We start from the raw sequence: 20,073 nt of genomic DNA on the forward strand, positions 1-20,073 counted from the left end.
CCGCCAAAGGCAGGTTGTCTTCAGGTGATGGCACAATGACGACTTTTCCAGTGCCTTTACCGGCGCCATATGTCCCCCATGGCCGATTCCGCTGTCATCTCCTCCTTATCTGTCTGGTGCCCACACGTCACCGTGGCGTGTGTCGTGGCCGACGGCGACCGTTTCCTCATGGTGGAAGAGGAAGTGAGCGGCCGTCTTGCCTATAACCAGCCAGCGGGCCATTTGGATGACAAGGAAAGCCTGGTCAGTGCCGCCGTGCGCGAAACCTTGGAGGAAACCGGCTGGACGGTCGAACTGGAGCACCTGATCGGCATCCACCAATGGCGCAGCACCGAGCATGGCGACGGCGTGGTGCGCTTCAGCTTTGCCGCCCGTGCGCTAGGCCATGACCCGCAGCGACCGCTCGATAGCGGTATTCTGCGCGCCCTGTGGCTGACCCGGGAGGAGATAGTGGCCCTGGGCGACCGCCTGCGCAGCCCCCTGGTGCTGATGAGCATCGACGCTTGGCTGGCTGGACAACGCCTGCCACTGACCGTGCTACACAGCCTGCTGGACGAGGACCGTTACCCGTGAAAGTGATGCTTGGCATCTCCGGCGGCGTCGATTCCTCGGTAGCCGCCCTGCTCCTGCAACAGGCCGACTACGACGTCGAAGGCCTGTTCATGCAGAACTGGGAAGAGGACGACCGCGACGGCCCCTGCACCACCGATGCCGACCGCAAGGACGCCGTTGCGGTATGTGGGCGACTGGGCATTCCCTTTCATGCGCGCAATTTCGCGGCGGCATACTGGGACGGCGTGTTCGAGCACTTCCTGGCCGAATACCGCGCGGGTCGCACGCCGAATCCGGACGTGCTGTGCAATCGGGAGATCAAGTTCAAGACCTTCCTTGACGAGGCACGGGCCCTGGGCGCGGACAAGATCGCCACCGGCCATTACGCCCGCGTCGACTTCCACGAGGGCAAATACCGCCTGCTGCGCGCCGTGGATGCCGCCAAGGACCAGACTTACTTCTTGCATGCGCTGGGCCAGCAACAATTGGCCGCCACCTTGTTTCCGGTAGGCGAGATCGAGAAGTCGCAGGTGCGCCAGATGGCGCGGGAAGCGTCGCTACCCACACACGCGAAAAAGGACTCCACCGGCATCTGTTTTATCGGTGAGCGCGATTTCCGCAGCTTCCTGGCCCAGTACATTCCCGCCCAGGCTGGCCCCATGCGTACGCCCGAAGGCGAAACCGTGGGCGAACACCAAGGTGCGATGTATTACACCCTTGGCCAGCGCAACGGTCTGGGCATCGGTGGCCGCCATGGCGCCAGCGGCGAGGCCTGGTATGTGGTCGGCAAGGATGTGGCCAGGAACATCTTGTATGTAGCCCAGGGTGGCGAGAATCTTTGGTTGTATTCACGCCGCCTGCTTACCGAGCTGCCAAACTGGGTCGCCGCTAAGCCTCCGGCCAAGCGCTTCCGCTGCACCGCCAAGACACGCTACCGCCAGCAGGATCAAACTTGCGAAGTCATCGTGCGCGACGACAGCCTGGAAGTGATCTTTGACGAACCCCAGCGCGCGGTTACCCCCGGGCAGTCGGTAGTGTTCTATGACGGCGATGCCTGCCTCGGTGGCGCTGTGATCGAGCGCACCGATGCACCGTACGGCGGCTGGAACGATGAAGCCGCCTTGTCCACCCCCATTCCCTGCGAGTCGATCCCCGGTGCTTGAAGCCTTTGCCATGAATGAAGAGCGCGTCCTGGCCCTGGCCGGCCTGTTCCAGGCCACCGGCCTGGCCCAGCAACTGGCCAACGAAGGCCGCTGCGACGAATCCGCCATGGCCGCCAGTATCGGCAGCGTGTTTCGCATCGACGCGCCATCGGTGGTCGGCGTCTATGGCGATGTATCGGGCGTGCGCCTGGGCCTGCGCCAGCTGATTACCCTGCTCGACGAGAACAACCGCGACGTCGCCATCACCCGCATGGCGTTTACCGTGATGCGACTGGAACGCAGCCTGTCCCGCCGCAAGGACCTGCTCGACCGCCTGCAGCAAGGTGTGGTGGCTGCGCAGCGCCAAGTCGAGCACTTCGGCCCGGAGTCGCCGCAGGTCATCAGCCGACTCGCCGAGCTCTATGCCAGCACGCTTTCCACGCTGAAGCCGCGCGTGATGGTTACTGGCAACCCGCAGCAGTTGCAGCAGCCGAACGTGGTGGAGAAGGTACGCACCAACCTGCTCGCGGCCGTGCGTTCGGCGGTGCTTTGGCGTCAGTTGGGTGGGCGGCAGTGGCAGATGGTGCTGTATCGCCGACAGTGCAGCATGTTGGCGCGAGGGTTGTTGACGGGGTCAACGATCAATAACACGTGATGGCTTGAGGCGTTCGCGGCGGGCGCGGTCACCATTACGTGGCCACATATGATTACCCTCACCGTCATCCCAGCGAACGCTGGGATGACGGTGAGGGATCTGGCGCAATGAAGGGCCAGAGGCGTTACGCCCCCTCGCCCACCAGCTTCAACCCCGGCCGCTGCTTGGCCAACCGGCGCAACAACCCCGCAAACGCCTGCAAATCTGCGCTCCATGGTGAAGCCTCGCGCCAATAGAGCGCGATTTCGCGTCCTGTCGCCTGCCCCTTGATCTTGGACAGCACAATGTCCGGCATCGAAGCCAGGCGATCGTGCGCCAGCGCAGGCACCAGCGCGTAGCCGCCGCGTAGGCCCACCAGGGCCGCGAGGCTTTCCAGGCTGACGTCCTGCACATGGCCACCACCGAGCACATCATCGGCGTGGCTTTCAGTCATCAAGGTGGCCTCGCTGGGATCGAGCTGTTCGAGCGCGACGTTGCGCTTGCCCGCCAGCTTATGGTCGGCGCGCAGCATCAGCTCCCAGGGCTCGAAGAACAGCGGCCGCATCGCCGTACCACTGAGCGGCGTCACCCTCGGCGCCAACACGGCATCCAGCTCGCCTTCGTTCAAGCGCCGCAGCAATCCGCGCGGCTTGCCTTCGGACAGGCTCAGGCGCGTGCCTGGAAAGTGCTGCGGAAACGGTTCGATCAGGTGCGGCAAGAGATAAGGGCCCAGCGAGGCGGGGACACCCAGGCGCAGTTCACCGCCAAAAGCCACCTCGCCCGCGCGGGCCACCTGCTGCAGCAGTTCAGCGGAAGCCAGCACGGCGTCGATCTGCTCCAGCAAGCGTTGCCCGCCCGCAGTGGGCACCACTCGGCGCCCGCCGCGCTCGAACAAGGGTGCGCCTAGCGCCTGCTCCACCTTCTGCACCTGATGCGAGAGACCCGAGGGACTGATATGCATCGCGCGCGCCGCGCTGTTGAAACTGCCGTGGCGGCGGACGGCCTGCACCAGCATCAGGTCACGCAGTGAGACTACCGATAAGTGGGTGGAAATCATCCGCGCTGCCTGCCGTCTCGCCATGTCGTCGTGAAAGCATAAACGACGAAGCCCGGCGCGGGGCCGGGCTTCGAACGACTTGCTTTACAGCACTCAGGCCGTGACGGTGTCAGCGACCTGCTGGTAGTCCGCGATCTGGTCGAAGTTCATGTACTTGTAGATCTTGTCGCCATTGGCATTGATCACGCCGATGTCGGTCATGTACTCGGCCTTGGTCGGGATGCGGCCCAGACGCGAGCAGATCGCGGCCAGTTCGGCCGAACCCAGGTAAACGTTGGCGTTCTTGCCCAGGCGGTTGGGGAAGTTACGGGTCGAGGTGGAGAACACCGTGGCGCCCTCGCGCACTTGCGCCTGGTTGCCCATGCACAGCGAGCAACCCGGCATTTCCATGCGGGCGCCGGCGGTGCCGAGCACGCCGTAATGGCCTTCCTCGGTCAGCTGCTGCTGGTCCATCTTGGTCGGCGGGGCCACCCACAGCTTGGTCGGGATATCGCGCTTGCCTTCCAGCAGCTTCGACGCCGCACGGAAGTGACCGATATTGGTCATGCACGAACCGATGAACACTTCGTCGATGCTGGCGCCAGCCACGTCGGACAGGGTCTTCACGTCGTCCGGGTCGTTCGGGCAGGCCACGATGGGCTCATGCACATCGGCCAGGTCGATCTCGATCACCGCGGCGTATTCGGCGTCGGCATCGCGATCCAGCAGCTTCGGATCGGCCAGCCACGCTTCCATCGCCTTGATGCGGCGCTGCAGGCTGCGCGCGTCCTTGTAGCCCTGGGCGATCATGTATTTCAGCAGCGTGATATTGCTGGTGATGTATTCGATGATCGGCGCCTTGTCGAGGTGCACCGTGCAACCCGCAGCGGAACGCTCGGCCGAGGCATCGGAGAGCTCGAATGCCTGCTCCACCTTGAGGTTCGGCAGACCTTCGATTTCCAGGATGCGACCGGAGAAGATGTTCTTCTTGCCCTGCTTGGCGACCGTCAGCAGGTCCTGCTTGATGGCGTACAGCGGGATCGCGTTGACCAGGTCACGCAAGGTGACACCAGGCTGCAGCTCGCCCTTGAAACGCACCAGCACCGACTCGGGCATGTCCAGCGGCATCACGCCGGTGGCCGCGGCGAACGCGACCAGGCCGGAGCCGGCCGGGAACGAGATGCCGATCGGGAAGCGCGTATGGCTGTCGCCGCCGGTGCCGACCGTGTCGGGCAGCAGCATGCGGTTGAGCCAGGAATGGATCACGCCATCGCCCGGGCGCAGCGAGATGCCGCCGCGGGTGCTGATGAATTCCGGCAGCGTGTGGTGGGTCTTCACGTCCACCGGCTTCGGATAGGCGGCGGTGTGGCAGAACGACTGCATCACCAGATCGGCTGAGAAGCCCAGGCAGGCCAGGTCCTTCAGCTCGTCGCGGGTCATCGGGCCGGTGGTGTCCTGCGAACCCACCGAGGTCATCTTCGGCTCGCAATAGGTGCCCGGACGCACGCCCTCGCCTTCCGGCAGGCCGCAGGCGCGACCGACCATCTTCTGCGCCAGGGTGAACCCCTTGCCCGTATCGACCGGCTGCTGCGGCAGGCGGAACAGGGTGGACACCGGCAGACCCAGCGCTTCGCGCGCCTTGGCGGTGAGGCCGCGGCCCACGATCAGCGGAATGCGGCCGCCGGCGCGCACTTCGTCAAACAGCACCTCGGACTTCACCTGGAATTCGGCGATGACCTGGCCGTTCTTGAGGGCCTTGCCGTCATAGGGACGCAGCTCGACCACGTCGCCCATCTCCATCTGGGAGACGTCGAGTTCGATCGGCAGCGCGCCGGCATCTTCCATGGTGTTGTAGAAGATCGGGGCGATCTTGCTGCCCAGGCACACGCCGCCGAAGCGCTTGTTCGGAATGAACGGAATGTCTTCGCCGGTCCACCACAGCACCGAGTTGGTGGCGGACTTGCGGCTGGAACCGGTACCGACCACGTCACCCACATAGGCAACCAGATGGCCTTGCTTGGTGAGATCCTGGATCTGCCGGATCGGGCCGCGCTTGCCGTCTTCTTCCGGCTGGAACGGTGCGCCTTCGCGCTGGTTCTTCAGCATGGCCAGCGCGTGCAGCGGAATGTCGGGACGCGTGGTGGCATCCGGCGCCGGTGACAGGTCATCGGTATTGGTTTCGCCCGGCACCTTGAACACGGTGATGGTCAGGCTCTGCGGCACTTCCGGACGGCTGGTGAACCATTCGGCATCGGCCCAGCTCTGCAGCACGCCCTTGGCGTTGGCATTACCCTTGTCGGCCTTGTCCTTGACGTCGTGGAAGGCGTCGAACATGAGCAGGGTCTTCTTGAGCGCGTCGGCGGCAATCACGCCGACCTTCGCGTCATCGAGCAGCTCGATCAGCGGATGAATGTTGTAGCCACCCAGCATGGTGCCCAACAGTTCGGTCGCCTTTTCGCGCGTGATCAGCGCGGACTTCTCCGTACCAAACGCCACGGCCGCCAGATAAGACGCCTTCACCTTGGCCGCATCGTCCACGCCAGCCGGCACGCGATGGCTGATCAAGTCGACCAGGAAGGTTTCCTCGCCCGCGGGCGGGTTCTTCAGCAGCTCGATCAGGTCAGCGGTCTGCTGAGCCGACAGCGGCAGCGGCGGAATGCCCAGCGCGGCGCGCTCGGCAACATGTTGGCGGTAGGCGTTTAGCATGTGATCTCGTCCGATGAACTACGAATGAGGCAGCGTGCGTCTGTTTGCACAGGCGCTGAGGAGTCGCTGGTGTAAGCCGAATCCGCGTGGCCGCTACCGACGCGGGACAAGGTGCAAAACCTTGTCTCTGTACCGTTTTTTGGCGGCATATAACCTGCTTATTTTGCCAGCCGCGGGGCCATGCCCGCAACGCAAAGCAACGCTTCCGGCAGCGTTCGAAATCTTGCAATGGGGCGGTGCTGGAATAACGATGCTGGGCGCTTGCACACTAGGCGTCGCACCCCAAGCTGTTCCTTACCCACCGAACTCACGCTTTTTTCTTGCAATAACGCTCACACTGGCTGTTCTAGGATCACGCGGTTGCGCCATGTGCGCTTGTTCGACTTTCGCAACAGGAGCCCTACCCATGCTGGATTCATTCGCCACCCGCGACACCCTCAAAGTCAACGGCAGCTCGTACCAGATCGCCAGCCTGACCAAGCTCGGTCAACGCTTCGACCTCAAGACCCTGCCCTACTCGCTGAAGATCCTGCTGGAAAACCTGTTGCGCCACGAGGACGGCCTCAATGTGACCGCGAAGGAAATCGAGGCGGTCGCCAACTGGAACGCCAAGGCCGAGCCGGATACCGAAATCTCCTTCATGCCGGCGCGCGTGGTCCTTCAGGATTTCACTGGCGTGCCCTGCGTGGTCGACCTGGCCGCGATGCGCGATGCCGTGGTGAAGCTGGGCGGCAACGCCAACCAGATCAATCCGCTGGCTCCGGCCGAGCTGGTCATCGACCACTCGGTACAGGTCGACGTCTATGGTTCGGCGTCGGCGCTCGAACAAAACGTCGAGATCGAATTCCATCGCAACCAGGAGCGCTACTCGTTCCTGCGCTGGGGCCAGAAGGCCTTCAACAACTTCAAGGTAGTACCGCCGCGCACGGGCATCGTGCATCAGGTGAACCTGGAGCATCTCGCCCGCGTCGTCTTTACGGCTGAGAAGGACGGCACGCAGTGGGCCTACCCGGACACCGTGTTCGGCACCGACTCCCACACCACCATGATCAATGGCCTCGGCGTGCTGGGCTGGGGCGTGGGCGGTATCGAAGCGGAGGCGGCCATGTTGGGCCAGCCCTCGTCGATGCTGATTCCCCAAGTGGTCGGCTTTAAGCTCAAGGGCAAGCTGTCGGAAGGCGTGACTGCCACCGACCTGGTGCTTACCGTGACTCAGATGCTGCGCAAGCTCGGTGTGGTGGGCAAGTTCGTCGAGTTCTTCGGCGACGGCCTCAAGCACCTGCCGCTGGCCGATCGCGCCACCATCGCGAACATGGCGCCGGAATACGGCGCCACCTGCGGCATCTTCCCGGTCGATCAGGAAGCGCTGAACTATATGCGCCTGTCCGGCCGCAGTGAAGCGCAGATCACCCTGGTCGAGGCCTATGCCAGGGCCCAGGGTCTGTGGCATGACGAAAACGCGCACGAGCCTCGCTTCACCACCACGCTTGAGCTTGACCTCGCCGACGTGAGGCCTTCCCTGGCTGGTCCGAAGCGTCCGCAGGATCGCGTGCTGCTGGAAGGCGTGCAGAAGAGCTTCCTCGATGCCGTGGGTCCGCTAACTGCCAACCGCAAGCCGAAAAATGGCGATACCGCCAACTTCGCCAATGAAGGCGGCGCCACCGCCATCGGCAACCCGGCCAACGACATCACCGATACCGGCGTGCGCGTGGAAATGCATGGCGAGAGCTTCAAGCTCGGCGATGGCGCCGTGGTGATCGCCGCGATCACCTCGTGCACCAACACATCCAATCCGGCGGTGATGCTCGGTGCCGGCCTGGTCGCCAAGAAAGCCGCCGCCAAGGGCCTGAAAGCGCAGCCGTGGGTGAAGACCTCGATCGGCCCGGGCTCGCTGGTGGTCACCGATTACCTTGAGAAGACCGGCCTGCTTAAGGAGCTGGAAAAGGTCGGCTTCTTTATCGTCGGTTATGGCTGCACCACTTGTATCGGCAACTCCGGGCCGCTGCCGCTTGAAATCAGCCGAGGCGTGGCCGAGGGTGATCTGGCCGTAGCGTCGGTGTTGTCGGGCAACCGCAACTTCGAAGGTCGCGTGCATCCCGAAGTGAAGATGAATTACCTGGCCTCGCCGCCGTTGGTCGTCGCCTATGCACTTGCCGGCACCCTGGATATCGACCTGACCAAGGACGCCCTCGGCACGGGCAATGATGGCAAGCCGGTATATCTGAAGGATATCTGGCCGACCAACAAGGAAATCTCCGACACCATCGCCGGTGCGATCAACCCGCAGATGTTCGAGAAGAACTATGCGGACGTGTTCAAGGGCGATAGCCGCTGGAACCAGATCGCCTCGCCGGATGGCGACCTGTTCCGCTGGGACGACTCCACCTATATCAAGAACCCGCCGTACTTCGACGGCATGAGCGCGCAGCCCGGCACGATCGAGGATATCCACGGCGCGCGCGTGCTGGGTCTGTTCGGCGACTCGATCACCACCGACCACATCTCGCCGGCCGGCTCGATCAAGAAGGACAGCCCGGCGGGCCGCTTCCTGATCGGCAAGGGTGTCGATCCGAAAGACTTCAACTCCTACGGCTCGCGCCGCGGCAACGACGACGTGATGGTGCGCGGCACCTTCGCCAATATCCGCATCAAGAACCTGATGCTCAATGGCGTGGAAGGCGGCTACACCCTGCACGTACCCTCGGGCGAGCAACTGGCCATCTACGACGCGGCCATGAAGTACAAGGCGGACAAGACTCCGCTGGTGGTACTGGCTGGCAAGGAATACGGCACCGGCTCATCGCGCGACTGGGCGGCCAAGGGCACCCTCCTGCTGGGTGTGAAGGCGGTGATTACCGAGAGCTTCGAGCGTATCCACCGCTCCAACCTGGTTGGCATGGGCGTACTGCCCTGCCAGTTCGAGGATGGCCAGAATGCGCAGTCGCTCGGCCTGACCGGCAAGGAAACCTTCGACATCACCGGCCTCGACGGCGGCGAATCTAAAACCGCCCAGGTCACCGCCACGGCGGCCGATGGCAGCAAGAAGGTGTTCACCGTAAAGGTGCTGCTGCTCACGCCAAAGGAACGCGAGTTCTTCCGTCACGGTGGCATCCTGCAATACGTGCTGCGTCAGCTCGCGAGCAAGAAGGCGGCCTGAGCCCGATGAAAACGCCGCCCGAGGGCGGCGTTTTCCTTTTTGGTCCCCACCTTGATCCACCAGGCAACCTCACCGTCATCCCAGCGAAAGCTGGGATCCAGTGACTTGGGCTTTTCGCGAGAAACCAAAAGGCGCTGGATCCCAACTTTCGCCGGGATGACGGGCATGGACGGGCATGCGTCACACCTGGCGTGTCCAGCTAGCCGAATAGCAACGCCATTGCTGACCATCGCGACGCCAGGCGGTTTCTACCTGATAGACGCCTATTTGCGCCGGCAGCAGCCTTCCACCACTGGTCAGCGTGACGGTGAAGCGCGCGATATAGCGCTCGCCGCGTTGTTCAACCTCGACCGGCCCTGTCAACGCGTGAATCGTCTCGCCACGAAAAGCTGCTGCCCGCAACAGCTGGAGCAGGTCATGGCGTTCGAGGGCACCGGCGTTGCCGTCGAAGTCCTCGCTCAACACATCGCCAAGCGCCGACGCTTCGGCGTGCTCCGCCGCTTTCGACGCCGCCTCAATACCTTGCCTGATCAACACCTCGTCCGGCGGGTGGCGACAGCCAGCCAGCACCATCAGGACGACCACGCAAAACAGCAGTTTCGACCACGTTTTTCTCATCGACGGCATCCACAAATCTCGCTGCAACGCGGCTTGCTGCTATACGCGGGCGTATGCTCCAATGCCTCGTCATTCGTTATGCCTGCCATCCGGGCAGGCAAAGACAAACCGGCCATCCGTGGCCGGACTCTTCAATATCTGACCAGTACCGTACCTCGGTAAGCAGCAGGCAGGTCAATACAGGAGCTTTGGATCCAACATGAGCATTGAGCGTCCGTGGCTGGCCCATTACCCGGAAGGCGTCCCCGCGCAAATCGACGTCAATCAATACGCCTCCGTGGCAGCGGTGATGGAAGAAGCGTTCGAGCGGTTTCGTGACCGTCCTGCCTTCGCCAACTTCGGCAAGCAGATCACCTACGCCCAGGTCGACGAGATGAGCCGCCAGTTCGCCGGCTACCTCACCGGCGAGCTCAAGCTCGGCAAGGGCGATCGCATCGCGATCATGATGCCTAATGTCTTGCAGTACCCGATCGCCTTGTTCGGCGCGCTGCGCGCAGGCCTGGTGGTGGTCAACACGAATCCGATGTACACCGCGCGCGAACTCAAGCATCAGCTTGAGGACGCCGGCGCCCAGGCCATCGTGGTGCTCGACAACTTCGTTGCCACCTTGCAGCTGGTCGTTGCCGAGACCGAAGTGAAGCACATCGTCACCACCGGCATCGGCGATCTGCTGGGCCTCAAGGGTGTGCTGATCAACTTCGCGCTCAAGCACATCAAGAAGATGGTGCCGCCGTTCGAGCTGCCGCACGCGGTGCGTTTCGATGACGCGCTGGCACGCGGCGCCAAGCATCCGTTGCCCAAGGTGGAACTGGGCCACGACGACATCGCCTTCCTGCAGTACACCGGCGGTACCACGGGCGTGGCCAAGGGCGCCATGCTCACGCACGGCAACATGGTCGCCAACATGCTGCAGGCGGGTGCCTGGGTCGGCAGCAACACCAAGCTGGGCGAGGAGGTGATCATTACCGCCTTGCCGCTGTATCACATCTTCTCGCTGACCGCGAACGGCCTGGTCTTCCTGCGCCTGGGCGGTTTGAACTGGCTGATCACCAATCCGCGCGATATGCCCGGCTTCGTCAAGGAGCTGAAGCAGTCAGGCTTCACCGCCATCACCGGCGTCAACACGCTGTTCAACGGCCTGCTCAATACGCCGGGTTTCAGCGAGCTGGATTTCTCCCGCCTGCACCTGTCCCTGGGCGGCGGCATGGCGGTGCAGCGAGCCGTGGCCGAGCGCTGGAAGAAGGTCACGGGGGTCACGCTGGTGGAGGCCTATGGCCTCACCGAAACCTCGCCGGCGGCGTGCATGAATCCGCTGGACCTCAAGGCGTATAACGCCTCGATCGGCCTGCCCATTTCGTCCACCGACGTCGCCATCTGGTCCGAGGAAGGCCAGCCGCTGCCGCAGGGCGAAGTGGGCGAACTGATGGTGCGCGGCCCGCAGGTGATGAAGGGTTACTGGCAACGTGCGGACGAAACCGCCAAGGTGCTCGGGGCCGATGGCTGGCTGCACACCGGCGACATCGCGCGCATGGACGAGAACGGCTACTTCTATATCGTCGACCGCAAGAAGGACATGATCCTGGTGTCCGGCTTCAATGTGTATCCGAATGAGGTCGAGGACATCGTCATGCAGCACCCGGGCGTCGCCGAGGTCGCAGCCGTCGGCATACCCGACGAGCACTCCGGCGAGGTGGTCAAACTGTTCGTGGTGCGCAAGGACCCGAATCTGACCGTCGAGGAGCTCAAGCAGTTCTGCCGCGAGAATCTGACCGGCTACAAGCGCCCCAAGATCATCGAGTTCCGCGACTCGCTGCCCAAGAGCAACGTGGGCAAGATCCTGCGGCGTGAACTGCGTGACGAGAAGCAGCCCGCCACCGCGCACAGCTGACCTTTAGCGTATTTGGAAAGCAAACGCCCGCCTTTTGGCGGGCGTTTTCATTTGGGAGCTCCCGCCAGGGGGCTCACTCTTCGTTCCACAGCTCCAGGATGTCAGCGTAGCCGCCCAGCAAGTTCCACAACGGCACCTGCTTGTCCTCAGGGATGCGCGTATAGGCAAAGCCCAGGTGGCGCTCCGACACGCGTGCCACCTGGGCTTCCAGGTGAATATGCAGGTCGTGGCCGAAAATCATGTCCAGGATCCAGCTTTGGCCGATCTCGCCATGCCAGCCGAGCGGCCGACGCAGCAGGACCCCAGTCGCGGAGATGTCCACCAGTTCGGTCGGATGCGATTCGTCGACACGGCTCATCAGTACCGTGGTTTCGATACGCATGCGCGCCGGTCGTAACTGCTCCGGATCGGAGCCGTTCCTGGCGTTGTCTTCCGCTCTACTCATACCTGGTGTCCTCTCCCCTCACCACGCACATCGTGGTGCTGTTTCCTGAAAACACCCCCACCATCTCGATGTGGAGCGTTCCGCTACTACTTCAATCGTGCTTGCGCGCCCGCAACACCCCAGCGCGCACCAGACTGCCCGAACCGAAACGCAAATTGACGCGGTCCTGCACCTCGTCCGTCACGCGCCCTTTCGACGTCGCGCCGAACATGTCGCCCTGCCGCTGCTCCGCAAAGCCGGACAGGCTGACACCCAAAAGGCGCAGGCGCGGTCTCGATTGCATCTGCCACCAAATCTCTAGCAAGCGTCGTGCCACATCATAGATCTCGCCGGCAGACGCGCTCGGCGCATGCAGCTGGGCCTGGCGAGTATGTGTGACAAACGGCGGCTCACGGAGTTTCAAGGTGACCGTGCGCCCTCGCAGTCCGCGCACCCGCGCACGCGCGGCAATACGCTCACACTGTCGCAGCAACCACGATTCGGCCAGCACCTTATCGATCAAATCGGTATCGAAGGTGTGTTCGGAACCCATGGATTGTTCGGCTTGCTCGGGCTGTACGCAACGGTCGTCCTCCCCTCGCGCCAGCGCCTGCAGCGATGCGGCCTGACGCCCCAGCGCACTGGCAAGACGCGCCGTGTCACATGCTGCCAATTCGCCGATGGTCTGGATACCCAGGCGATGCAGCACCTGCTCAGTCACTCGACCGACGGTCCACAAGCGTCCGACCGCCAATGGCGCGAGCTCAGATGCGGCCCGATCGAAAGAAATACGCTGGAAGCCGTCGGGCTTGGACAGTTCACTCGCCAGCTTAGCTAGCAACTTGTTCGGCCCCATGCCTACCGAAGCCACCAAGCGGGTGCGTTCCAGGATCGCTCCCTTGATGCGACGCGCGATCACCTCGATCGGCCCCAGCAGCCGCAGGCTGGCGCTCACATCTAGAAACGCCTCGTCCAGCGACAGTCCTTCGACCATCGGCGTTGTCTCGTGGAAGATTTCGAAGATTTGATCCGAGATCGCCTCGTAGCGGTCCAGGCGGGGCCGCACATAGATGCCATCGGGGCACAACCGGCGCGCCTGTGCCGTGGGCATGGCCGAACGCACGCCAAAACGGCGGGCTTCATAGCTGCAGGTGGACACGACCCCACGCGGCCCCAGGCCAGCGACGATCACCGGGACGCCGCGCAGCTCCGGACGGTCAAGCTGCTCCACCGCCGCGTAGAAGGCGTCCATATCAACATGAATGATTGCGCGTTGGGTCGTCGGCATGCCGTGCTATTTTGACGCTGGACGAGCCGCAGGTGTACTGGACTTGCGGGCTTACAGCGGCTAATCTTGGTCTCGCATAGGTCCACGGGTGCGCCGCACGATCGGCCAAGATCGACCGCAACGGCCCCCATCCCGATGCACTCAGCCGACCTATTGAATCGCCAGTGACGCGGGTTTCGTCACGTTCTGGCTTGCGTCTTTGCCGTGATCCTTACGCGCCAGAGTCGCTCAAAGGTCGCTTACGGTCAGCCTGGTCGAAACGCGAATGGCGCGATTTCATCATGCATGCCCGTGACGGTGGCGCGAAGCGCACCGGCTAGGCATCGCGCAAGAAAGCTTGAAAGGATTGCCAGCCAGTGGCCGCGATCTGGGCGGGGACATTCGTCGAACGAATGCCGATGGAACAGAACGTTTCCTATAACGTGTTGAACGCAACGCAAGCCGTCACGGGCGGCCAAACGACATGTATTGATGAGTACTGAGCCAACCGAGCCTCAGGCGGTCACAGCACCGCAAGACGCGTTTGCGTCGGTACCGCAACAGCAGGAAATGCCGCTGGCCATCGTGCGCGGCGAACCGATGTTGCAGATGCCGCAGGATCTGTACATCCCGCCGGACGCGCTCGAGGTCATTCTCGAATCGTTCGAAGGGCCGCTGGATCTTTTGCTGTATCTGATCCGCCGGCAGAACCTGGACATTCTCGATATCCCTGTCGCCGAGATCACCCGGCAGTACATGGACTACATCGATATGATGCGCGACGTGATGCGCCTGGAGCTGGCCGCCGAGTACCTGCTGATGGCGGCCATTCTCGCCGAAATCAAATCGCGGCTGTTGCTGCCGCGGCCACCGGCCGAGGAAGGCCTGGAGGAAGACCCTCGGGCCGAGCTGGTCAGGCGGTTGCAGGAGTACGAACGATTCAAGCGGGCAGCGGCGGACATCGACGAGCTGCCCCGTATGGAGCGCGATTTCGCGACGGCGCACGCCGATGTGGGCGAGCGCAACGTGATCAAGCTGCCGCCACCGCTCGATCTGAAGGAAATGCTGCTGGCGCTGAAGGACGTGATGCACCGCGCCGAGCTGTTCGGGCACCACGCCATCAAGCGCGAGGCGCTAAGTGTCCGCCAGCGCATGGGCGAACTGCTGGCTCGGCTGGACGACCACACGTTCCAGCGCTTCGAGACACTGTTCGACGTGAACGAGGGACGCCTGGGCGTGGTGGTGACCTTCCTGGCCATGCTGGAGCTGGCCAAGGAGATGCTGGTAGAGATTGTGCAGGAAGAGGCGCTGGCCCCGATTTACGTAAGAGCCAAGACGGGACGCGCCGAGGAGCCCGTCGAAGACATCGCCGACGAACCGGCAGCCGCTGCCGAATAGGTGGCAGCAATGAGCCGGTACCCATGAATCCGCATCCGAACTGAGAGCCATGCTCTAACCATGCAGATCGAGCAACTCAAACCCATTATCGAGGCGGCGCTGCTGGCGACAACGCAGCCCATGACCATCCCCCAGTTGCTGGAGTTGTTCGGCGAGGAGGACGAGGTCGGTCGCGACGACGTAGCCAAGGCGCTGGAAGCGTTGGCTGAAGACTGCACGGGTCGCGGCGTGGAACTGCACGAGGTCGCGTCCGGCTTCCGCTATCAGGTCCGCCAGGACATGCATCAGTGGCTCTCGAAGATGTGGACGGAACGGCCGAGCCGCTATTCGCGCGCCCTGCTGGAAACGCTGGCCCTGATCGCCTACCGCCAGCCAATCACCCGCCCGGAGATCGAACAGATTCGCGGCGTGGTGGTGTCCTCCAGCATCATCAAGACCATGGAAGAGCGCGAATGGATCCGCGTGGTCGGCTACCGGGACGTTCCCGGCAAGCCGGCACTGTTTGGCACCACTCGGGCCTTCCTCGACTACTTCAACCTCAAATCGCTGGACGAACTGCCGCCGCTGTCGGAAATCCGCGACATGGAAGACCCGCAGATGCGGATCGACCAGAATCCGCTTCCCGCCCGCATCGTGCGCGACCTGCCGATCGATCCGGACGAAGAAAACGAACCGCTGGTAGTGGCCGGCGAAGAAGCCGAAGCTATCACCGACGAACCATCCGAGCCCACCGATAGCGAGCTGGCCCAGAAGCCCGCCGTTACCGAAGCACCTTCCGAAGAACAAGCGCTGACGTTTGAAGTTGCCAGCGCACCCTCCGAACCCGGCGCTGCCACGCACGCCGAATCAACGACAGACACTGCCGACGAGGCAGCGACCCGCGCGGACGCCGACCACGGCGACGCCACGCAAGACACTGAGGAGTACCGCGCATGACTGCGCCGCAGAAATCCGTTTTGACCCTTAAGCGCACCCCGCGCGAAGACGCCGCCCCCGCGCTGGAAGAGCGCCTGCACAAAGTGCTGGCCAATGCCGGCCTCGGCTCGCGTCGCATGCTCGAGCAGCGCATCCAGGCTGGTGAAGTTGAATTGAATGGCGCACCCGCCACCATTGGCGCCGGCGTACATGCCGGCGACCGCGTGGTGCTGGACGGCAAGCAGTTCATCGTCGCCACCGACAACCGTGACGAGACCGAAGTGCTGGTCTATCACAAGCCCGAAGGCGTGGTGACCACGCGTGAGGATCCCGAAGGCCGTCCCACCGTGTTCGAACAGCTGCCGCGCCTGAAGGGCGCGCGCTGGGTCGCCGTGGGCCGGCTGGACATCAATACCACCGGCCTGCTGTTGCTCACCACCGACGGTGAGTTGGCCAACGCGCTGATGCATCCCAAGAGCGGGCTCGAGCGCGAGTACCTCTGCCGCGTCCACGGCGAAGTGCCCGATGAAATGATCGAGAAGCTGAAAGCCGGCGTGGAGCTGGACGACGGCCCTGCCCGCTTCGACGAGATCGCCGTGATCAGTCGTGGCGGCAGCCATAGCTGGTTCCGCGTGGTGATCCGCGAAGGCCGCAACCGCGAAGTGCGTCGCCTGTGGGATTCCCAGGGCTTCCTGGTCAGCCGCCTCAAGCGTATCCGCTACGGCAGCATCGAATTACCGCGCGCCTTGCGTCGCGGTGATTGCGAGGCGCTGGGCGAAGAATCGGTCAAGGAGCTGCGCAGGACCACCGGTCTGGGCGCACCGCAGCCGGTGCTCACCTTGAGCCCGGTGCTGCATCAGCGTCGCGCACCGCGCAACGTCACCGAGTATCGCCCCGAGCGCGGCGCCAGCAGCGGCTACAGCTCCGGCCATCAGGACGAGGCCCGCGAGCTGCGCGCCTACGACCGTATTCGCGAGGAACCCACGCGCGGCAAGCAGCGTCCTCGTCCGGGTGGCAGGGAAGTGGACGGCAACGTTGCGCGTCCCGAGCGCTCGGGCAACACCATGCAGCGCAACAAGAGCAGGCGTGGCGTTGCACCTGGCCAGGAGCTGCCGTCGGTGCGCACTTGGTTCGCTGGCGAGAGCCGTGAAGGTGGCCGCAGCGGCGGCCCGGCCGGCCCGGGTGCAGGCGCCGGCAACCGTCGCGGTCCTGGCGGCGGCAAGCCCTTCGGCGCTCGCTCGGCCGAAGGCGGCAACAAGCCGTACGGTGCACGCCCCGCTGAAGGCGGCCGGTCGTTTGGTGGCACCCGCAACACGGCCGAAGGACGCGGCAACAGTCCTTATGGCGGCAGTGGTACCGGCAATGCAGGCGGCAATCGCGGCGGCAAGCCGGGTGCCCGTCCAGGCCAAGGCCAAGGACAAGGACAAGGCGGCCGTCCGCAATCGCGCGGTGGCAGTCGCCCCCAAGGCGGTGGCGGTGGTGGCCCGCGTCCGCACGGTGGCGGTGGCGGACGTCCGCATGGCGGTGGCGGCGGCGGTGGTGGCAATCGCGGTGGTAACCGCGGCGGCAACCGCTGAGCCAAGTCCCGCTCATGACGGTACGCATCTACCACAACAACCGCTGCTCGAAGTCGCGCGAAACCTTGGCGCTACTCGAGGCGCAAGGCCAGGTGTGCGAGGTGGTCAACTACCTCGACACACCGCCCAGCTCGGCTGAGCTGATGCAGTTGCTGGACATGCTCGGCATGACACCGCGTGAATTGATGCGCAAGGGTGAGCCGGAATACAGCGAGCTGGGTCTGGATGACCCCTCGCTCGATGACACCACGCTGATCGCAGCGCTGGCCAGTCACCCGCGGCTGATTGAGCGGCCCATCGTGGTGGCGAACGGCAAGGCCGCGATCGGACGGCCACCGGAAGCCGTGCTGGCGATTCTCTAGCGCGCAGCTTCGAGCAAGAACCGACGAAGGCCGCCCCTCAGCGGCCTTCGTGCCTACTCCCCTGTTTCACCCGCGCCGTGCAGATGCTAGGCCGCATCGCAGCGCATCACCATTCCACAAGCGCTCTATGGCGGACGCCAGAGGGAGTCGCGCGACGGATCTTCAGCTCACTTCGAGCGTGAATCGATCGGCGTCCATCCATGCAGGGAATCGCTCGCGATGCGCGAGCAGCGGCGCGGGATCGACCGTGACCGTCACCACTTGCTCTTGTGATCCGAGCTCGACCAGCGGCTCGCCGACAGGATCGATCACCGCGCTGTCACCGGCATAAGGCAGCTCGTTGCCATCCACGCCCACGCGATTGAGTCCCACCACGTAGCTGAGATTCTCGATCGCTCGTGCGCGCAACAGCGTGCGCCATGGCTGCCGCCGCGGCGCCGGCCAGTTCGCCACGAACAGCGCGAGGTCGTAGTCCATGCCACCGGTGGCCTCGGCGCGGCGACCATTGCGCAGCCACACGGGAAAACGCAGGTCGTAGCAAACCTGCGGCAGGATGCGCCAGCCTTTCAGCTCGACGATGAGCCGCTCGTTGCCGCCACCGTAACGCGTGTGCTCACCGGCCATGCGGAACAGATGGCGCTTGTCGTACTGCGCGTAGCTGCCGTCGGGCCGCGCCCAGATCAGGCGGTTGTACACGGTCTCGCCCTCGAGGATGGCGAGACTGCCACACAACACGGCGCCGACCTCGGACGCCAAGGCACGCATCCACGCCACACCTTCGCCTTCCATCGTCTCGGCGCTGGCGCGGATGTCGTTGCTGAAGCCTGACATGAACGTTTCCGGCAGCACGACCAGGTCGGTCTGTCCCGCCACCCGCCGCACCAGCTCACCGTAGTAGGCGCGATTGGCCGGCGCGTCATGCCAACGCGTTGCGCCCTGTACCAGGCTGACTCTCAAAGTTTGCATAGACGCTCCGCGGCGGCTTCCATGGTGGCATCGCTCTTGGCAAAGCACAGACGCAACAGATGGGTGCCCGGCGCGGTCTCGTAGAACGGCGTCAACGGAATCGCCGCCACACCGCCTTCCTTGACCAGCCACTCGCTAAAAGCGACGTCATCCTTGTTGCTGATGGCCGAGTAGTCCACCAACTGGAAATAGCCGCCTGGGACGTCGAGCAACGTCAGCCGCGACGGCTTGATCAGTGCGCGGAAACGATCGCGCTTGACCTGGTAGAACGCGGGCAGTTCCAGGTAATGCTCCGGCGTGCTCGCCATGAACTCGGCAAACGCGACCTGGGCCGGATGGAACGTGCAGAACGTGAGGTATTGATGCACCTTGCGGAATTCCGCCGACAGCGCCTTGGGCGCCACCGCATAGCCGAGTTTCCAGCCGGTGCAGTGATAGGTCTTGCCGAACGACGACACCACGAAGCTGCGCTCGGCCAGCTCCGGATGACGCAACACGCTCTCGTGCTGGGCGCCGTCGTACACGATGTGCTCGTAGACCTCGTCGGACAACACCACGATCTCGGTGTTGCGCACGATATCCGCAAGCTGTTCCAGGTCGGCGGACGACAACACCGCGCCCGTCGGGTTATGCGGGCTGTTGATCAGGATCATGCGCGTCTTTGGCGTCACCGCATCACGCACGCGCTGCCAGTCGACCGCGAAGGTCGGGGCGACCAGTGGGATATGCACCGAACGCGCGCCCTGTAATTCGATCGCCGGCTCGTAGCTGTCATAGGCCGGATCGAACACGATCACTTCGTCGCCTGCCCGCACGACTGCGGCAATGGCGGCGAACAGCGCCTCGGTGGCGCCCGACGTCACGGTGATGTCGCTGTCGGCACTGATCTTTCGACCATACATGCGCTCGGTCTTGAGCGCGATCTGTTCGCGCAGCGTCGGCAGGCCGATGCCCGGCGCATATTGATTGCGGCCCTCGCCCATGGCCCGGGTAATCGCGTCGCGCAGCGGCTGCGGCGGCTCGAAATCCGGAAAGCCCTGCCCAAGGTTGACGGCTTTGTGCTCCATCGCCAGATGACTCATGACGCTGAAGATGGTGGTACCCACTTTCGGAAGCTTGGTATCGATCTGCATGACTCGGATGTCTGGATGGCTAGAGTGTATGGATGGCCAAACGCTGATGCTAACACGAGCCCCGTGGCGGGCCGTGGTTAAGGCAACGCTGAATAAGTATCGCCGTCGCCACCGGCCCTGTCTGCGCGCAGATCACAGGGGCGACGACGACGGCAGACTGGCTGTCTGTCGAGTCGGCGCCCCGAAGAGATGCGGGCAGACAGGGCCGGCCCCACCGACTAAATATCATTGATGGGGTGATGTCTGGAAGGCCCGCAGGCTGCGCCGTACGGCTTGGCAAGACGGCCAGTCTTCCCGG

At 63.7% G+C, this 20,073-nt stretch carries 16 protein-coding genes; 9 read left to right on the forward strand and 7 right to left on the reverse strand.

The window, feature by feature from the left end:
* Positions 1–78 precede the first annotated feature (78 nt).
* The 3 genes from ACT01B_RS13220 to hflD are packed head-to-tail and all read left to right on the forward strand — an operon-like array spanning position 79 to position 2,349.
* Positions 79–573, forward strand: coding sequence for an NUDIX hydrolase (locus tag ACT01B_RS13220; RefSeq protein WP_445143718.1), 495 nt, complete (start codon positions 79–81; stop codon positions 571–573).
* Complete coding sequence (mnmA, locus tag ACT01B_RS13225; RefSeq protein ID WP_445143719.1) at positions 570–1,715, forward strand: tRNA 2-thiouridine(34) synthase MnmA; 1,146 nt, start codon at positions 570–572, stop codon at positions 1,713–1,715. The genes ACT01B_RS13220 and mnmA overlap by 4 nt, the downstream gene beginning before the upstream one ends.
* A gap of 10 nt (positions 1,716–1,725) precedes the next feature.
* Entirely contained in the window at positions 1,726–2,349 is a 624-nt protein-coding gene (gene hflD / locus ACT01B_RS13230) for a high frequency lysogenization protein HflD (RefSeq protein WP_445143720.1), read from the forward strand.
* 124 nt (positions 2,350–2,473) lie between these two features.
* Here hflD and ACT01B_RS13235 read toward each other — a convergent pair whose 3' ends face one another.
* Complete coding sequence (locus ACT01B_RS13235) at positions 2,474–3,385, reverse strand: LysR family transcriptional regulator (protein WP_445143721.1); 912 nt, start codon at positions 3,383–3,385, stop codon at positions 2,474–2,476.
* Positions 3,386–3,478: 93 nt separating this feature from the next.
* Positions 3,479–6,070: a bifunctional aconitate hydratase 2/2-methylisocitrate dehydratase gene (locus tag ACT01B_RS13240; RefSeq protein WP_445143722.1), complete on the reverse strand. Its 2,592-nt coding sequence runs from the start codon at positions 6,068–6,070 to the stop codon at positions 3,479–3,481.
* A 406-nt stretch (positions 6,071–6,476) separates the two neighbouring features.
* On the opposite strand from ACT01B_RS13240, the gene acnA reads away from it, so the two are divergent.
* Positions 6,477–9,227, forward strand: coding sequence for an aconitate hydratase AcnA (acnA, locus tag ACT01B_RS13245; protein ID WP_445143723.1), 2,751 nt, complete (start codon positions 6,477–6,479; stop codon positions 9,225–9,227).
* A gap of 180 nt (positions 9,228–9,407) precedes the next feature.
* Here the strand turns inward: acnA and ACT01B_RS13250 are convergent, their stop codons facing one another.
* Positions 9,408–9,845 carry a hypothetical protein gene (locus ACT01B_RS13250; protein ID WP_445143724.1) on the reverse strand — a complete coding sequence of 146 codons (438 nt, stop codon included), beginning with the start codon at positions 9,843–9,845 and terminating at the stop codon, positions 9,408–9,410.
* A gap of 199 nt (positions 9,846–10,044) precedes the next feature.
* Between ACT01B_RS13250 and ACT01B_RS13255 the strand changes: the two genes are divergently transcribed.
* Entirely contained in the window at positions 10,045–11,733 is a 1,689-nt protein-coding gene (locus tag ACT01B_RS13255; RefSeq protein ID WP_445143725.1) for an AMP-binding protein, read from the forward strand.
* Positions 11,734–11,806: 73 nt separating this feature from the next.
* Here ACT01B_RS13255 and ACT01B_RS13260 read toward each other — a convergent pair whose 3' ends face one another.
* Both ACT01B_RS13260 and dinB read right to left on the reverse strand, forming a co-directional pair.
* The gene (locus tag ACT01B_RS13260; protein ID WP_266151387.1) at positions 11,807–12,178 is read right to left on the reverse strand and encodes a PilZ domain-containing protein; all 372 of its coding nucleotides are present in this window, start codon (positions 12,176–12,178) and stop codon (positions 11,807–11,809) included.
* Positions 12,179–12,269: 91 nt separating this feature from the next.
* Positions 12,270–13,409, reverse strand: coding sequence for a DNA polymerase IV (gene dinB / locus ACT01B_RS13265; protein ID WP_445143726.1), 1,140 nt, complete (start codon positions 13,407–13,409; stop codon positions 12,270–12,272).
* Between the two features lie 507 nt (positions 13,410–13,916).
* On the opposite strand from dinB, the gene ACT01B_RS13270 reads away from it, so the two are divergent.
* The 4 genes from ACT01B_RS13270 to arsC are packed head-to-tail and all read left to right on the forward strand — an operon-like array spanning position 13,917 to position 17,676.
* Positions 13,917–14,822, forward strand: coding sequence for a segregation and condensation protein A (locus ACT01B_RS13270; RefSeq protein WP_445143727.1), 906 nt, complete (start codon positions 13,917–13,919; stop codon positions 14,820–14,822).
* Positions 14,823–14,882: 60 nt separating this feature from the next.
* Positions 14,883–15,758, forward strand: a complete 876-nt coding sequence (gene scpB / locus ACT01B_RS13275) for an SMC-Scp complex subunit ScpB (protein WP_445143728.1) — start codon at positions 14,883–14,885, stop codon at positions 15,756–15,758.
* Positions 15,755–17,314 (forward strand): pseudouridine synthase, encoded by a 1,560-nt coding sequence (locus ACT01B_RS13280; protein WP_445143729.1) that lies wholly within the window; start codon positions 15,755–15,757, stop codon positions 17,312–17,314. Before scpB ends, ACT01B_RS13280 begins: the two co-directional genes overlap by 4 nt.
* A gap of 14 nt (positions 17,315–17,328) precedes the next feature.
* Positions 17,329–17,676, forward strand: coding sequence for an arsenate reductase (glutaredoxin) (gene arsC, locus ACT01B_RS13285; protein ID WP_445143730.1), 348 nt, complete (start codon positions 17,329–17,331; stop codon positions 17,674–17,676).
* 162 nt (positions 17,677–17,838) lie between these two features.
* Here arsC and ACT01B_RS13290 read toward each other — a convergent pair whose 3' ends face one another.
* The gene (locus tag ACT01B_RS13290) at positions 17,839–18,642 is read right to left on the reverse strand and encodes an amidohydrolase (protein WP_445143731.1); all 804 of its coding nucleotides are present in this window, start codon (positions 18,640–18,642) and stop codon (positions 17,839–17,841) included.
* On the reverse strand, positions 18,630–19,775 hold the full coding sequence (locus ACT01B_RS13295) for a pyridoxal phosphate-dependent aminotransferase (RefSeq protein ID WP_445143732.1): 1,146 nt from the start codon (positions 19,773–19,775) through the stop codon (positions 18,630–18,632). The genes ACT01B_RS13290 and ACT01B_RS13295 overlap by 13 nt, the downstream gene beginning before the upstream one ends.
* Positions 19,776–20,073: the final 298 nt, after the last annotated feature.

Source organism: Dyella sp. Tek66A03, assembly GCF_052567735.1.

Excerpts from the sequence above, each read along its gene's own strand:
- ACT01B_RS13280 (WP_445143729.1), top strand. The coding sequence starts at position 15,755 with ATGACTGCGCCGCAGAAATCCGTTTTGACCCTTAAGCGCACCCCGCGC.
- arsC (WP_445143730.1), top strand. The coding sequence starts at position 17,329 with ATGACGGTACGCATCTACCACAACAACCGCTGCTCGAAGTCGCGCGAA.
- ACT01B_RS13255 (WP_445143725.1), top strand. The coding sequence starts at position 10,045 with ATGAGCATTGAGCGTCCGTGGCTGGCCCATTACCCGGAAGGCGTCCCC.
- ACT01B_RS13260 (WP_266151387.1), bottom strand. The coding sequence starts at position 12,178 with ATGAGTAGAGCGGAAGACAACGCCAGGAACGGCTCCGATCCGGAGCAG.
- ACT01B_RS13270 (WP_445143727.1), top strand. The coding sequence starts at position 13,917 with ATGAGTACTGAGCCAACCGAGCCTCAGGCGGTCACAGCACCGCAAGAC.
- scpB (WP_445143728.1), top strand. The coding sequence starts at position 14,883 with ATGCAGATCGAGCAACTCAAACCCATTATCGAGGCGGCGCTGCTGGCG.
- ACT01B_RS13235 (WP_445143721.1), bottom strand. The coding sequence starts at position 3,385 with ATGATTTCCACCCACTTATCGGTAGTCTCACTGCGTGACCTGATGCTG.
- ACT01B_RS13240 (WP_445143722.1), bottom strand. The coding sequence starts at position 6,070 with ATGCTAAACGCCTACCGCCAACATGTTGCCGAGCGCGCCGCGCTGGGC.
- ACT01B_RS13295 (WP_445143732.1), bottom strand. The coding sequence starts at position 19,775 with ATGCAGATCGATACCAAGCTTCCGAAAGTGGGTACCACCATCTTCAGC.
- dinB (WP_445143726.1), bottom strand. The coding sequence starts at position 13,409 with ATGGACGCCTTCTACGCGGCGGTGGAGCAGCTTGACCGTCCGGAGCTG.
- ACT01B_RS13290 (WP_445143731.1), bottom strand. The coding sequence starts at position 18,642 with ATGCAAACTTTGAGAGTCAGCCTGGTACAGGGCGCAACGCGTTGGCAT.
- acnA (WP_445143723.1), top strand. The coding sequence starts at position 6,477 with ATGCTGGATTCATTCGCCACCCGCGACACCCTCAAAGTCAACGGCAGC.
- ACT01B_RS13220 (WP_445143718.1), top strand. The coding sequence starts at position 79 with ATGGCCGATTCCGCTGTCATCTCCTCCTTATCTGTCTGGTGCCCACAC.
- hflD (WP_445143720.1), top strand. The coding sequence starts at position 1,726 with ATGAATGAAGAGCGCGTCCTGGCCCTGGCCGGCCTGTTCCAGGCCACC.
- ACT01B_RS13250 (WP_445143724.1), bottom strand. The coding sequence starts at position 9,845 with ATGAGAAAAACGTGGTCGAAACTGCTGTTTTGCGTGGTCGTCCTGATG.